This is a genomic window from Propioniciclava soli (genome assembly GCF_038502305.1).
GTDB classification, from domain to species: domain Bacteria; phylum Actinomycetota; class Actinomycetes; order Propionibacteriales; family Propionibacteriaceae; genus Propioniciclava; species Propioniciclava soli.
The window spans coordinates 2,708,584-2,722,390 of the sequence record NZ_CP115965.1; the positions used below are offsets into that span (position 1 = coordinate 2,708,584).

14 protein-coding genes and 1 tRNA gene are annotated in these 13,807 nt (G+C 72.9%); 2 read left to right on the forward strand and 13 right to left on the reverse strand.

Annotated features, from left to right (window positions below; genetic code table 11):
- Nucleotides 1–180 precede the first annotated feature (180 nt).
- Nucleotides 181–615: a PaaI family thioesterase gene (locus tag PCC79_RS12200; protein WP_342371979.1), complete on the forward strand. Its 435-nt coding sequence runs from the start codon at nt 181–183 to the stop codon at nt 613–615.
- Nucleotides 616–658: 43 nt separating this feature from the next.
- Here the strand turns inward: PCC79_RS12200 and PCC79_RS12205 are convergent, their stop codons facing one another.
- Nucleotides 659–1,297, reverse strand: coding sequence for an ANTAR domain-containing response regulator (locus tag PCC79_RS12205; RefSeq protein WP_232548604.1), 639 nt, complete (start codon nt 1,295–1,297; stop codon nt 659–661).
- 111 nt (nt 1,298–1,408) lie between these two features.
- Between PCC79_RS12205 and PCC79_RS12210 the strand changes: the two genes are divergently transcribed.
- Nucleotides 1,409–1,494, forward strand: a tRNA-Leu gene (locus tag PCC79_RS12210).
- Nucleotides 1,495–1,499: 5 nt separating this feature from the next.
- Here the strand turns inward: PCC79_RS12210 and pyk are convergent.
- The 12 genes from pyk to ftsW form a co-directional block, all read right to left on the reverse strand.
- Nucleotides 1,500–2,936, reverse strand: a complete 1,437-nt coding sequence (gene pyk / locus PCC79_RS12215; protein WP_232548603.1) for a pyruvate kinase — start codon at nt 2,934–2,936, stop codon at nt 1,500–1,502.
- A 109-nt stretch (nt 2,937–3,045) separates the two neighbouring features.
- Nucleotides 3,046–3,963 carry an RluA family pseudouridine synthase gene (locus PCC79_RS12220; RefSeq protein WP_342371980.1) on the reverse strand — a complete coding sequence of 306 codons (918 nt, stop codon included), beginning with the start codon at nt 3,961–3,963 and terminating at the stop codon, nt 3,046–3,048.
- Nucleotides 3,960–4,529, reverse strand: coding sequence for a signal peptidase II (locus tag PCC79_RS12225; RefSeq protein WP_332836175.1), 570 nt, complete (start codon nt 4,527–4,529; stop codon nt 3,960–3,962). The genes PCC79_RS12220 and PCC79_RS12225 overlap by 4 nt, the downstream gene beginning before the upstream one ends.
- Nucleotides 4,526–4,945, reverse strand: a complete 420-nt coding sequence (locus PCC79_RS12230) for a TraR/DksA family transcriptional regulator (protein ID WP_232548600.1) — start codon at nt 4,943–4,945, stop codon at nt 4,526–4,528. The genes PCC79_RS12225 and PCC79_RS12230 overlap by 4 nt, the downstream gene beginning before the upstream one ends.
- Before the next feature lie 150 nt (nt 4,946–5,095).
- The gene (locus PCC79_RS12235) at nt 5,096–6,229 is read right to left on the reverse strand and encodes a DivIVA domain-containing protein (protein ID WP_342371981.1); all 1,134 of its coding nucleotides are present in this window, start codon (nt 6,227–6,229) and stop codon (nt 5,096–5,098) included.
- A gap of 167 nt (nt 6,230–6,396) precedes the next feature.
- Nucleotides 6,397–6,939 carry a cell division protein SepF gene (locus PCC79_RS12240; RefSeq protein ID WP_232548598.1) on the reverse strand — a complete coding sequence of 181 codons (543 nt, stop codon included), beginning with the start codon at nt 6,937–6,939 and terminating at the stop codon, nt 6,397–6,399.
- Nucleotides 6,940–7,065: 126 nt separating this feature from the next.
- Nucleotides 7,066–7,761, reverse strand: coding sequence for a polyphenol oxidase family protein (locus PCC79_RS12245; protein ID WP_342371982.1), 696 nt, complete (start codon nt 7,759–7,761; stop codon nt 7,066–7,068).
- Between the two features lie 40 nt (nt 7,762–7,801).
- Complete coding sequence (gene ftsZ / locus PCC79_RS12250) at nt 7,802–9,061, reverse strand: cell division protein FtsZ (protein ID WP_342371983.1); 1,260 nt, start codon at nt 9,059–9,061, stop codon at nt 7,802–7,804.
- A gap of 195 nt (nt 9,062–9,256) precedes the next feature.
- Nucleotides 9,257–9,988, reverse strand: a complete 732-nt coding sequence (locus tag PCC79_RS12255) for a cell division protein FtsQ/DivIB (protein WP_342371984.1) — start codon at nt 9,986–9,988, stop codon at nt 9,257–9,259.
- Entirely contained in the window at nt 9,985–11,403 is a 1,419-nt protein-coding gene (gene murC / locus PCC79_RS12260) for a UDP-N-acetylmuramate--L-alanine ligase (protein WP_342371985.1), read from the reverse strand. The genes PCC79_RS12255 and murC overlap by 4 nt, the downstream gene beginning before the upstream one ends.
- Before the next feature lies 1 nt (nt 11,404).
- Nucleotides 11,405–12,511, reverse strand: coding sequence for an undecaprenyldiphospho-muramoylpentapeptide beta-N-acetylglucosaminyltransferase (gene murG, locus PCC79_RS12265; RefSeq protein WP_232548593.1), 1,107 nt, complete (start codon nt 12,509–12,511; stop codon nt 11,405–11,407).
- Between the two features lie 11 nt (nt 12,512–12,522).
- A complete protein-coding gene (gene ftsW, locus PCC79_RS12270; RefSeq protein WP_232548592.1) occupies nt 12,523–13,806 on the reverse strand; it encodes a putative lipid II flippase FtsW in 1,284 nt (427 codons plus the stop codon).
- Nucleotide 13,807 lies beyond the last annotated feature (1 nt).

The window sequence follows — 13,807 nt, forward strand, 5'->3', positions numbered from 1 at the left end:
CTCCTGCTTCGTTGACGGCGCGGACGCGCGTGCGCGCAGTCCGCTCCCTGTCAGGCTAGGCAAGCGGGAACACCGCCAAACCACCCCAAAGGGTGCTGGTTGTCGTCAACATTCACCAGTGACCGGCCCCGTGGCCACCTCAGGCAGCTTCCCCCCACCGGAGCGGGCAAGATGGGGGTCGTGGATGTCAGCGACGAGGTCAGGCGCGCGATCGAACGGGCCCACGGGCTGGACGCGCGCATGGGGCTGGAGCTCCTCGAGGTCACGGCCGAGCGGGCCGTGGGACGCGTCCCGGTGGCCGGCAACACCCAGCCCTTCGGGTTGTGGCACGGCGGGGCGTCCTGCGTCCTTGCGGAATCGCTGGCGTCCCTCGCAGCGGTCGCAGCCGCAGGCCCTGGCGGGGCGGCCTTCGGGGTGGACCTGAATGCCACCCATCACGCCCCCGCCCCCTCGGGTTGGGTGACGGGCGTGGCAACCGCCCTGCGCATCGGTGGCACCCTCGGCACCTGGGAGGTCGTGATCACCGGTGACGACGGCACCCGGCTCTGCACCGCCCGGGTCACCTGCGCGCTGCGCCGCGCCCGGGCGGCGTCCGGCACGGCGGAGGGTCCCTGAGGGCCGCCACATCTGGCCGTGCCGGCGGTGCCGCCACGACGACTCAGTCGTCGGCGGCGCGCGACTTCTTCGCGGCCGGCTTGCCGCCGGACTTGCGGTGGTCGATGACGCCCTCGGCGACCTCACGCATGGGCTTGCGCAGGTCCATGGCGGTCTTCTGGATCCAGCGGAAGGCCTCCGCCTCGCTCAACCCCAGCCCCTCCTGCAGGATGCCCTTGGCCTGGTCGACCGCCTTGCGCGTCGCCAGCCGCTCCTCCAGGTCGGCGACCTCGTCGTCCAACGACCGGATCTCCGCGAACCGCGCCATGGCGAGCTCGATGGCCGGCACGACGTCGGAGGCGTCGAACGGCTTCACGACGTAGGCCATGGCACCCGCGTCCCGGGCCCGGTCGATGAGCTCGCGCTGGCTGAACGCGGTGAGCATGACCACGGGGGCGATCCGGTCCTCCGCGATCTGCGTCGCCGCGGTGATGCCGTCCATCTTCGGCATCTTCACGTCCATGACCACCAGGTCCGGCTCCAGCTCGCGGGCCAGCTTCAGGGCCTCTTCCCCGTCCCCTGCCTCGGCCACGACCTCGTAGCCCTCGGCCGTGAGCAGTTCGACGAGGTCGAGGCGGATGAGGGCCTCGTCCTCGGCCACGAGCACGCGCGGCAGTTGGGGGGGTGTCGAGTTCTCACTCACCGTCTGTCTCTCCTAGTTCCATGAGGCGGGGCAACGGGTGCCCGACCTCAGCGTACGTGTCGACCGAAGTGGGGGTGTTGCCCCAGATGTGGCAGGATGGGTCGGGCACCTGCCGGGGTGGCGGAATGGTATACGCGGACGGCTCAAACCCGTCTGGGCGCAAGCCTGTAGGGGTTCGAGTCCCCTTCCCGGTACCAGCGGCTCACGGAATCTCCGCGACCCGCAACGAGTTGGTCTTGCCGGCCGTGTGCTTGGGGTTGCCCGCCACGATGACGACCTTGTCCCCCGAACTGACCATGTCCTGGCCCACCAGCGCGTTGACCACCGCGTCCACCATGGCGTCCACCGTGAAGAACTCGGGCGTGGTGAAGGACTTGATGCCCCACGCCAGCGTCATGCGCTGCGCCACCTCCACGTAGGGGCTGAACGCGCACACCTGGATCGGCGAGCGCAGCCGGGTCAACCGCATCGCGGTGTCGCCCGTCTTCGTGAACGCGACCAGGTACCTCGCACCGACGCGCTCGGCCACCTCGAGCGCGGCCTTGGCGATGACACCACTGGTGGTGTGCGGGCTCCAGTCGATGGCTGCGATGCGGTCCAGGCCCATCGACTCCGTCTTGCGGACGATGCGGGCCATGGTGTCCACCGCCTCGATCGGCCAGGCGCCCATCGCCGTCTCGCCGGAGAGCATGACCGCGTCGGCTCCGTCCAGGATCGCGTTCGCGACGTCGGACGCCTCGGCGCGGGTCGGGCGCGGCGCGCTGATCATGGACTCGAGCATCTGCGTCGCCACGATCACCGGCTTCGCCGCCTTGCGCGCGGCGTGGATGATCCGCTTCTGCGCGCCGGGCACGTCCTCGAGCGGAAGCTCCACGCCCAGGTCGCCGCGGGCCACCATGATGGCGTCGAAGGCGACGACGATGTCCTCGATCGCCGCCATCGCCTGCGGCTTCTCGATCTTCGCGATGACCGGCACGCGCGTCCCGAACTCGTCCATGATCGCGTGGACATCCTCGATGTCCTTCGCAGACCGCACGAACGACAGCGCGACCATGTCGACGCCGTGCTCCATGGCCCAGCGGAGGTCGTCGGCGTCCTTCTCGCTCAAGGCCGGCACCGACACCGCGACGCCGGGAAGGTTGATGCCCTTGTTGTTGCTGACCTGACCGCCGACGACGACCTCGGTCACCACGTCGGTGTCGGTCACTTCCAGCGCCCGCAGCTCGATGGCGCCGTCGTTGATCAGGATCTGGTCGCCCGGACGCACGTCGGCGGTCAGGGTCTTCAGCGTGGTGCTGGCGCGCTCCGCGTCACCCGGCACGTCGTCGATCGTGATCGTGAACCGGTCGCCGACCGAGATCGTCTCGCTGCCGTTGGTGAACCGACCGAGCCGGATCTTCGGGCCCTGCAGGTCGGCGAACACGCCGATGGGGCGGCCCGCCTGCTCGGCCGCCTGCCGGACGGCGTTCAGCCGACGCTGGTGGTCGTCGTGGTCGCCATGGCTCATGTTGAGACGCGCCACGTTCATGCCCGCGTCCACAAGCTCCTCGACACGATCGAGCGTGTCGGTCGAGGGGCCGAGGGTGCACACGATCTTGGCGCGTCGGTTGGGAAGTCCGTCGTTCTTCAGCTTGGCCACGCCTGCAGGCTAGCGCACCGACGTTGTCATTCCGTTACCTCGTTGACCCGTTGCACGCGGAAAGCGGAGTCCCGTTGCACCCGGTCACCCGTAGGGGTGGGCATACCTCTCAGGACGCCTCGGCGACGTGGGCGAGGGCGTCCGCCAGGTCGGCCGGATACGGGGAGGTGAACGTGACCCACTCACCCGACCCGGGGTGCACGAACGACAGCTCCACGGCGTGGAGCCACTGCCGCTCCAGGCCCAGCCGCGCCGCCAACACCGGATCCCCGCCATAGAGCGGATCGCCGACGCAGGGGTGCCTGAGCGCGGCCATGTGGACGCGGATTTGGTGCGTCCGCCCGGTCTCGAGGTGCACCTCGAGCAACGTGGCGGAGCGGAAGGCCTCCAGGGTGTCGTAGTGCGTCACGCTGTGCCGCCCACCCTCGATGACGGCCATCTTCCAGTCGTGGCCCGGGTGGCGGGCGATGGGCGCATCGATCGTGCCGGTGAACGGGTCGGGGTGGCCCTGCACCAGCGTGTGGTAGACCTTCTCGACCTCCCGGTCACGGAACGCGCGCTTCAACGCCGTGTACGCCGGCTCACTCTTGGCCACCACCATGAGGCCGGACGTCCCCACGTCCAGCCGCTGCACGATGCCCTGGCGCTCGGGCGCACCCGAGGTCGAGATGCGAAACCCGGCACCGGCGAGGTGGGAGACCACGTCCGGCCCGTCCCAGCCCAGCGAGGGGTGGGCGGCGACGCCGGCCGGCTTGTCCACCACCACGAGGTCGGCGTCGTCGTGCACGATGCGGACGCCGGCGACCTCGCGGGGCACGACGACGGCCTCGCGCGGTGCGGGGATCTCGAGCTCCAGCAGATCCCCCGCCACAACCCGGGCCGACTTGCCCACGGCCTCACCGTTCAGCCGCACCAGGCCGTCGGCGATGAGCTCGGCCAGCCGACTGCGGCTCACCCCCGTCATGCGCGCGGCGGCGGCGTCCACACGCTCCCCGGCCAGGCCGTCGGGCACCAGGTGGACGCTCACGGCGCCTTCTCGGCCGAGGCGTCCGTCGTCGTGTCAGGTTCCGTCGCGGTCGACGCACCACCCATGTCGACACCGGTCACCACGGCCAGCCACCCGATCGTCACGGCGGCGAAGGTGATGCCCATGTCGGCCACGTTGAAGATCGCGAAGTGCGGCAACTGCAGGAAGTCGACCACGTGGCCGTGCGCGAACCTCGGCGGGCGCACCAGCCGGTCGGTCAGGTTGCCGAGGATCCCCGCCAACAGCAGACCGAACGCGGCGGCCCAGCCGCGGTGCCGCGTCCGAGGCACCAACCACGCCAGCACGAAGACGAGCGCGGCAGCGGAGATGGCGGTGAGGACGACCGTGAAGTCCTCCCCCAGGCTGAACGCCGCACCCGGGTTGAAGATGAGCTGCAGCCGCAGCAGCCCGCCCAACAGGACGGGTGGGTCGCTCGGGTCGAGGTACGTGATCGCGAGGTGCTTGGTGAGCTGGTCGATGCCGTAGCCGACGAGGCCGATCGTCAGCACGATCGCCCAGACCGCCCGGCGCCCGACGGTTCCCCCACGGGGGCGGGATGCGCTCAGCGCCGTTCCTCCCGCTGCTTGCAGCTCACGCACATCGTGGCGCGGGGGAAGGCCATCAGCCGATCCTTGCCGATCGGGTTGCCGCACGACTCGCAGACGCCGTAGTGACCGGTGTCGAACAGGCGCAGGGCCGTTTGGGCCTGCTCCAGCAGGTCGCGCGCGTTCTGCGCCAGGGACATCTCCTGGTCGCGCTCGAAATTCGAGGAGCCCACGTCGGCGGGATCCCGCCCGGCCCCTTCGGTTCCCTCGTCGAAGAGCCGCTCGAGCCCGCGCGCGCTCTGCGCGAGCGCTCGCTCCATCCGCTGGACGTCGAACTCGAGATCCTCGCGCACCTCCGCGAGCTCCTCCTCGGTCCAGGGCTCCTCGCCCTCTGCCACGGGCACGACGGGCCCCTGCCCCCCGGCAGTCTTGGCCATGGGTCACCTCCACCTTTCACGTGGGCTGCGGCCGAACAGTACCACTGGTCGGCGCGCGCGGCAGCCTGCCCTTCCTCCGGGGAGATGCTGGGCGCTGCGACGACCGCGCCACAGCACGGCGAACAAGGACGATGCCCCGGGGGGCCGGGTTCACTCCCCCTTGGCGAGGAGGGCGTCCAACCGGGGCGTGGCGGAGTGGCCGCGAACGTCCTCGGCCAGCAGCGAGGGCTCGTCGTCCGGCCGGATGCGGCCTCCGACGACGGCCTCGATCTGCCGCTGGAGCGACTCCACGAAGGACGCCCGGTAGCGCGCCTCGTGGTCACGGAGGTGGTCCACCGCCCCGGCCAGGGCGTCGCGCTCGGATTCGAGCGTCGCGAACAGCTCCTCCCGGCGGGCGGCCACGTCGGCGTCCAGCCGCGCCGCGCGGGCCTCGGCCTCACCGGCCACGGCGTCCGCGGTCGACCGGGCCTCGGACTCGATGCGCTCGGCGCGGTCGGTGGCCTCGGCCACCACAACGCGGGAGCGCTCCTCGGCCTCCGACGTCACACGCTCCGCCTCGGCGCGGGCCTGCCCGCTGACACGCTCGGCCTCGGCACGGGCCTCGCCCGACAACCGGTCGGCCTCCGCCCGCGCCTCTCCGGTCAACCGGTCGGCCTCGGCGCGCGCCTCGGCGACGAGGCTCTCGGCCTGCTCCGTCGACAGCTGCACCAGGCGGACCACCGCCGGGGACGCCTCCGCGGCCGTCCGCACGACGATCTGCTCGGCACCGGGCGTGCCCGACGTCTCCGGAACCGCGGCACCTGCCTCGGCCGCCGCACGCAGCTCGGCCACTTCCTGGCGCAGGGACGCCAGCTCCGCGTCCCGGGCGCCGAGCTCGCCGCGCAGCAGCTCGGCCTCGTCCCCGCCGCTCGCCAACGTGGCCCGCACCGACTCCAGCTCGGACGCTCGCCCGGCGGCCTCCTCGTCCTTGGCCCGCAGCGCCTCGTCGCGCTCGACCAGCTCGCGTCGGGCGTCCGCCAACTCGGCACGCAACGCCTCCAGCTCGGCCGCGGCGCCGGCGTCCGCCTCGCCCCGGGAGGCGTCGTCCGCCCCGGGGTCAGCCGGTGCGGCCCCGCCCGCGGTCAGCGCACTGACCTGCTGGGTGAGGGTGGCGTTCTCCTCCACCAGTTCGGCCAGCGTCGTCTCCACCTTATCGACGAACGCGTCGACCTCCGTGTGGTGGTACCCACCGCGCTTGGACATGTGGAAGCGGGTCTCGCGCACCTCGTGGAGGGTCAGGGTCATGGTCACACCTCGCTGCTGGGGGAGGAGCGGATGGGCTCCGCTCCGGCGGAATCAGGGTAGTGCAGAAGAACCGGGCCGCACCAACAGATCACCGTGGTGGGGAAATGTGCGCGGGACGGCCCGGGCTGACCGGGCGGGGGCCGGCCGGTCAGGGGGAGAGTGAGCGCTCAGCTCTGGTTGAAGAAACCCCCGGCGATGCGCTCCTTGTCCTCCGCGGCCACCTCGACATCGGCCGGGGAGAGCAGGAAGACCTTGCTCGTGATCCGCTCGATGCTGCCCCGCAGGCCGAAGATCAGGCCGGCGGCGAAGTCGACGAGACGCTTGGCGTCAGCGTCCTCCATGTCGGAGAGGTTCATGATCACGGGCGTGCCGTCGCGGAAGTGCTCGCCGATCGTGCGGGCCTCGTTGTAGGTGCGCGGATGCACCGTGACGATGCGGCTGAGATCGGCGCGCGCCTTGACGGGGGCGGGGCGCCGCGTCTCGAGCGCGGTCACGCTGCCCTCGCGCACGGGCTCCACCGCACGGTGGTCACGCTCGACGCGCTGGTCGTACTCGCCACTTCCGTCGCGGGACGGATCGCGATCGCGATCGGCATCGGGGTCGTAGGCGACCGCAGCGGTGCGTTCGGCGTCGTCGCGCTCGTCATCGGGATACGGGGAATCGGACATCAGGCCGAGCCAGACGGCAGCCTTCTTGAATCCATCCGCCATGGGACACCTCCGGGATCGTGGTCACGAAAACCTTAGCGGGTGGGCGGCGCGCCGCCTCGTGGCACGCCGGGCGCGCCGCCAGGCACCCGTGACTCACCCGCCCCCAGGCTCAGCCGCACCCGGGCCTCAGCCACGCCAGATGAGCCCCACCTGGCGCCCCCCCCCCGGGTCGCGCCGGTGGCTGTGCAGCGTCGGGGTGGTCAGCGTGCAGCCGGGCACGACGGTCACGGCGGCGCCGGCCTCGGCGAGCTGGCGCGCCGCGGCAGCCCCGAGGTCGATCCCAGTCGTGCCCCACCGGGTGCGGGGCACCGGCACGCCGAGGCGGGCGGCGGCGTCCGCGGCCAGCTCGGGCGGCACCTCGTAGCAGGCGCCGCAGATGTGCGGGCCGATCCAGGCCCGCAGCGGCGCCGCGCTCCGCTCACGCAGGCGGGCCACCGCGGCGCCGATCACCCCGGCGAGCAGCCCGGCGCGCCCGGCGTGCACGGCGGCGACCGCCCCGCCGTCGGCGGCGGCCAGCAGGATGGGCACGCAGTCGGCGACGCGGACGGCGACGGCCAGGCCCCGCCGGCTCGTGAGCACGGCGTCCGCCTCGACCCCGAGGTCCACCAACCCGGACGCCACCAGGGGCGCCTGGTCGGCGTCGGCGACCGCCGCGCCGTGCACCTGACCGACGATGGCCACCGGCACCCCGAGCGACTGCGAGAGACGCGCGAAAGCATCCGCGCGCGCCGCGCCGGTCTGCCGGTCGCCCAGGTCGAGCTCCGCCGAGGTGAACGCGACCCCGACACCGTCGGCGCCGGGGTCGCTGTGGTGGTGGAACATCACCGCAGAGCAGAGAAGGTGCGGGTCACCAAGAGCTGAGTCACTTCAGGAAGTCCGGGACGTCCAGCTCATCGTCGGCCGGCTCGGGACGCCGCGGAGCGGGCCGCTGCTGCGGCGTCGGCTGCGCGGCCTGCGGGACGCCCCCGGGCTGGCCCGCCTGCCCGCCGGCACCCGACTGGCCCACTCCTGACTGGCCGCCCTGGGCGGAGCCGAAGCCCTGGCCCTGGCCGCCGCCCTGGCTCGGGGCACCCTGGTTCGGCGCGCCCTGGCCACCCTGCGGGCGCTGGCCCGAACGCTGCTGCTGGCGCAGGTCGGGCTGCCGGGTCACCCCGGGCTGGCGGCGCGGCGGCTGGCCGCCGTCGAAGCCGGCCGCGATGACCGTCACGCGCACCTCGTCGCCGAGGGAGTCGTCGATGACAGTGCCGAAGATGATGTTGGCGTCCTCGTGCGCCGACTCCTCGATGAGGTTGGCGGCCGCAGACACCTCGAACAGACCGAGGTCGGAGCCACCGGCGATCGCGAGCAGCACACCGTGGGCACCGTCGATCGACGCCTCGAGCAGCGGGCTCGAGACGGCCATCTCGGCGGCAGCGCGGGCGCGGTCCTCACCGCGGGCCGAGCCGATGCCCATGAGGGCCGAGCCTGCGTTGCTCATGACCGCCTTGACGTCGGCGAAGTCGAGGTTGATCAGGCCCGGGGTGGTGATGAGGTCCGTGATGCCGGAGACACCCTGCATCAGCACCTGGTCGGCCTGCTTGAAGGCGTCGAGGATGGCGACCTGGTGATCGGTCATCTCGAGCAGCTTGTCGTTGGGGATGACGATGAGGGTGTCGACCTCGTCGCGCAGGTTCGTGATGCCGCTCTCGGCCTGGTTCGCGCGGCGCTTGCCCTCGAAACCGAAGGGGCGCGTCACCACACCGATCGTCAGCGCGCCCAGCGAGCGGGAGATCCGGGCGACGACCGGGGCGGCGCCGGTGCCGGTGCCGCCGCCCTCACCGGCGGTGACGAACACCATGTCGGCGCCCTTGAGCACCTCTTCGATCTCGTCCGCGTGGTCGTCGGCAGCTTGGCGGCCCTTGTCGGGGTCGGCGCCCGCGCCGAGGCCGCGGGTGAGTTCGCGGCCGATGTCGAGCTTGACGTCCGCGTCGCTCATCAGGAGGGCCTGGGCGTCGGTGTTCACCGCGATGAACTCCACACCCCGCAGGCCGGACTCGATCATGCGGTTGACGGCGTTGACGCCACCCCCGCCCACGCCCACGACCTTGATCACTGCCAGGTAGTTCTGAGATGCACTCACCACGGGGTCTGCTCGTTCCTCGCTCGTTGTTCCGGGTCTGCCCACCCGGGCTCGGCTGGGCGCAGGGAAGGCGTCGAGGCGAGTGGACTGCTCACAGGTTAGTGAGGACGAACAAGGCGAGTCCATCACGCCCGACGCCCTCGGCGCGCCCCTCAACCCGGGGTTGAGAGTTCCCGGTGGCGGCCGTCGGCGCCTCCGTCAGCGGCTGGTCGGGTGGCTGGGCGCGGACACGTCCAGGACGCGTCCGGACACCCCCAGCAGCGGCTGCACGACGCGGCCCTTGAGCTCCGAATCCTCCGGCCCGCCCCACACGATGCGCCGGCCGTCGGTGAGGGTCAGCGTGATCGAGTCCAGCGTGTCCGCGCCGATCACGTCCACCAGATCGCGCACCGGGGGCGGCAGGCTGGCCGCGACCGTGGCGAGGCCCGCGAGCAGCTCGGTGTCGTTGATGGCAGACCCCCGGGCGAGCAGGACGCCGTCAGGCCGCTCCGTGCCGCTGTGGAACGGGACGCCCTCGGCGTCGACCGACACGTAGTTGCGGCCGATCTCCAGCGCGATGACAGGCTCGCGCTCGGTCACGGCGACGGTCACCGTATGGGGGAACCGGACGCCGACGCGCACGTCCGCGACCGGGGGCAGCTCCCGGACGCGCTCGGCGATCTCGTCGGTCTCGATCCGGGCGAGCGGCTGGCCGAGCGGCACCTGCGCCGCGGCGACCACCTCGTCGTGGGTGAGGACGACCAGACCCTCGGTGGCGACCTCGTCGGTGGAGAACACCGACGACCACCCCATGAGCCAGGCGGCCCCGCCGACCAGCGCCACGAGGGCCACCAGCACCCCGGCGATCCGGACCCGCCGCAGCAGCCGGGCGCGAGCCCGGCGCCGGCGCGCACCGGTGACGTCCACGAGTGGTTCGGTGACGCGCGTCATGGCCGCTCCCCCAGCCGGGCCAACAGCAGCGGGCCGAGGGTGGTGACGTCGCCGGCGCCGAGGGTCACGACGAGGTCACCGGGCCGCAGGGCCGGGGCGAGGGCGTCCGCCGCCTCGACGAGCCCGGCGGCCGCCACCGGCGCCCGGCCGGCCCGCGCCAACGGCTCGGTGAGCAACGCCGCGGTGACGCCCGGGAAGTCGGCGGCGTCCTCGCGCGCGGGGTAGATGGCGCACACCACCACCACGTCGGCGGCCGCGAGCGCGTCGACGAACGCGTCGGCGAAGTCCCGCGTGCGGCTGAACAGGTGCGGCTGGAACGCCGCCACCAGCCTGCCGCCCGGCACCACCCGGGCCCTGGCCGCCGCCAGGGCCGCGGCGACCTCGGTGGGGTGGTGGGCGTAGTCGTCGTAGACCACCACGCCGTGGCTCGTGCCCTTGTACTCGAACCGGCGCTGCGTGCCCGCGAACGAGCCCAGCGCCGCGCGCAGCGCCGCGCCGTCGTGGCCGAGCGCGCGGCCCACGGCGTAGGCGGCCGCCGCGTTGTGGAGGTTGTGGCGCCCGGGCACGGCGAGCGCGAGCGCACCGTCGTCGCCAGCTGCCACCAGACGCGCGCCGGTGGCGTCCGGGGTGAGCGTGACGTCGACGAGGCGGACGTCGGCGTCCGCCGCCTCACCCACCCGCACCACCGCCGTGCCCGCCGCGGCCAGCTCGGCAGCGAGCGCGGGGGTGTGGGGGTCGTCGGCCGACAGGACGACCGTGCGGACGCCCTCGGCGCCGGCCATCTCGGCGAAGCCGGCGACGTAGCGCTCCGGGGTGCCCCAGTTGTCCAGGTGGTCGGCCTCGATGTTGGTGACGACCACGATCTCGGCGGGGTACTGCAGGAAGGAACCGTCGGACTCGTCGGCCTCGACCACGAAGGCCTCCCCCGTGCCGAGCGCCGCGCTCTCCCCCGTGGCCGCGAGTGGGGAGCCGATGACGTAGCCGGGGTCGGCGCCCACCCCGACGAGCATCGTCGCGACCATGCCCGTGGTGGTCGTCTTGCCGTGCGTGCCGGTGACGGCGACGCCACGGCGGCCCAGCATCAGGGCCCCGAGGGCCGCCGAACGGTGCCACACCCGCAGCCCACGCCGGTGGGCCTCGGCCAGCTCGGGGTTCCCGGGCCGGATGGCGGAGCTCGCCACGACGGTCGACGCATCCCCCAGCTGGGCGGCGTCGTGGCCGACGAAGGTGCGGACGCCCAGGTCGGCCAGGTGGCGCAGCGTGGGGCTGTCGTCGCGGTCGGAGCCCGAGACCGGCACGCCGAGCGCGTGGTAGGCCGCGGCGATGCCGCTCATGCCGGCGCCGCCGATCGCGATGAAGTGGACGGGCCCCACCTGCGCGGCGGGGGTGAGCGGTACGGGGCGCAGCAGCGGCATGTCAGCGCCCCCGCGCCACGTCGAGCACCAGGCGGGCCAGGTCGGACGCCGCGTCGGCGGGCACGAGCCCGCGGCAGGCGTCCGCCATCGCGGCCAACCGGGCCGGGTCGGTGAGGATGGGCAAGACCTCGGCCAGCAGCCGGTCGGCGTCGAACTCGGCGTTGGGCACGAGCACCCCAGCCCCGCCCTCCACCAGGAACGTGGCGTTGCGGGCCTGCTCGCCGTTGCCGTGCGGGAGCGGGACGAACACCACGGGCAGGCCGACCGTCGCGGTCTCGACGACGGTGCCGGCCCCGGAGCGGCCCACCATCAGGTCGGCCGCGGCGTAGGCCGTCTCCATGGCGTCCACGTAGCCGACGGGCCGGTAGGTGGCACCGGTGCCGGGGTCGGTGACCGCGGTGTGGGCGTCGGTGATGTTCTTGGGGCCCAGCACGTGGAGGACGTCCACGCCCGCGGCGAGCAGCCGCTCGCGCGCACCCGTCACCGCGGTGTTGATCGCCACCGCGCCCTGGGAGCCGCCGCTGACCAGCAGCAGCGGCCGGTCACCGGTGAACCCCAGCGACGTCCGGGCCTCAGCCCGCGCCGACGCCCGGTCGAGCTCGGTGATGGCGGCGCGCACCGGCAGGCCGACGTGGCGCGCCCCCGGCAGCGGCGTACCCGGGAACGACACGGCCGTGATCGCTGCGAAGCGGGCGGCCACCTTGTTGGCGAGGCCCGGCACCGCGTTCTGCTCGTGGATCACCACGGGCGTCCGGCGCAGCGCCGCCGCCAGGTAGACCGGCAGCGACACATAGCCGCCGAAGCCGACCACGGCGTCCGCGGCCACGTCATCGAGAATCGCGCGGGCCTGCCGCACGGCGCCCCACAACCGGCCGGGCACCGCCAGCAGCTCGGGGGTGGGCTTGCGCGGCAGCGGCACGGGCGGAATCATCCGCAGCTCCAGCCCGGCGGCGGGAATCACCCGCGACTCGAGCCCCTTCGGGGTGCCCACCACCGTGAGCCGGACGCCGGCGTCCGCCTCGCGCAGGCGCTCGGCGGTGGCGATGAGGGGGGACGTGTGCCCGGCGGTGCCGCCGCCGGCCAGCACGAGGGAGACGGTGCCCGTCACGGTGTTTCCTCTCAGGACCGGCCCGGCAACACCGCGGAGAAACGGCGCTTCGGGGCCTTGGATCGAAGCGTGGCGCGGCGCTTCAGCCACGCCTTGGCGTCCGGCTCGTCACGCGCGCAGGCGACGAGGACGCCGAGCGCCATGACGTTGGCCAGCAACGCCGAACCGCCGTAGGAGACGAGCGGGAGCGGCACGCCCAGCACCGGCAGCAGGCCGAGCACCACCATGACGTTGACCAGGGCCTGCATCATGATCCAACTCGTCACGCCGGCGGCGACGAGCCGTCCGAAGAAGGTCGAGCTGCGCAGCGCGATCCGGACGCCGGCGTAGCCGAGGATCACGAACAGCAGGAGCACCACCAGGGTGCCCACCAGCCCGAGCTCCTCGCCGATGATGGCGAGCACGTAGTCGGTGTGGGCCTCGGCGAGGCTGCCCCACTTCTGCCGGCTCGAGCCCAGCCCGACCCCCCACCACCCGCCGGTGGCCAGGCCGTACAGGGCCTGCATCGGCTGGTGGTTGATGCCCGTCAGGTCGGATCCGGGGTTCAGGAATCCGAGGATGCGGTCGACGCGCGACCGGTTGGCCAAGACCAGCGTGCCGAGAGCGCCGGCGATGAGCACCGCCAGGGTCCCCAGCACCCGCAGGGGCGCCCCCACGCACCAGAGCACCGCCACGACGAGGCCACCGAGCAGGATCGCCGTGCCCAGGTCGTGCTGCAGCACCACCAGCCCGATCAACAGCAGCGAGAACGGCAGGAAGGGCACCAGCAGGTGCTTGGGCTGGTCGAGCAGGCGGCGCTTGTTGGCCAGCACCGCCGAGCCCCACACGACGATCGCCAGCTTGGCGAACTCGGCGGGTTGCACGCGCAGCATCGAGTTGGCGCCGCCCAGGTTGAGCCAGTTGTTGTTCCCGCCGACGCCGTAGCCGAGCGGGGTGAAGGTGAGGGCCAGCAGCAGCCCGGCCACGCTGAACACGAGCCAGCCGAGCCCCCGCAGCCGGTCGACCGGGATGCGTGAGGTGACCCACCCCGCCACCAACGCGACGCCGAGGAACACGAGGTGCCGCCGCATGAAGTAGAACGCATCGCTGAACTGGGTGTAGCTGAACACGGTGGACGCCGACCACACCATGATCGAGCCGAGCGCGAGCAGCAGCCCCGAGGCGGTGAGGACGAGCACGATGTCGGCCATCGGGTGGTTCAGCCAGGCCGACGCCCGGTCGGAGAACCGCGTGCGGGCGTCCGACCGCGATCGGGAGGTGGCCCGCGGTGGCTTGCCCGGTGTCAGGATCGCCACG

What these genes read in the sequence shown, in the direction of transcription:
- PCC79_RS12230 (WP_232548600.1), bottom strand. Translation starts at nt 4,945, where the DNA reads ATGGCCAAGACTGCCGGGGGGCAGGGGCCCGTCGTGCCCGTGGCAGAG.
- PCC79_RS12235 (WP_342371981.1), bottom strand. Translation starts at nt 6,229, where the DNA reads ATGACCCTGACCCTCCACGAGGTGCGCGAGACCCGCTTCCACATGTCC.
- PCC79_RS12240 (WP_232548598.1), bottom strand. Translation starts at nt 6,939, where the DNA reads ATGGCGGATGGATTCAAGAAGGCTGCCGTCTGGCTCGGCCTGATGTCC.
- PCC79_RS12245 (WP_342371982.1), bottom strand. Translation starts at nt 7,761, where the DNA reads ATGTTCCACCACCACAGCGACCCCGGCGCCGACGGTGTCGGGGTCGCG.
- PCC79_RS12255 (WP_342371984.1), bottom strand. Translation starts at nt 9,988, where the DNA reads ATGACGCGCGTCACCGAACCACTCGTGGACGTCACCGGTGCGCGCCGG.
- murC (WP_342371985.1), bottom strand. Translation starts at nt 11,403, where the DNA reads ATGCCGCTGCTGCGCCCCGTACCGCTCACCCCCGCCGCGCAGGTGGGG.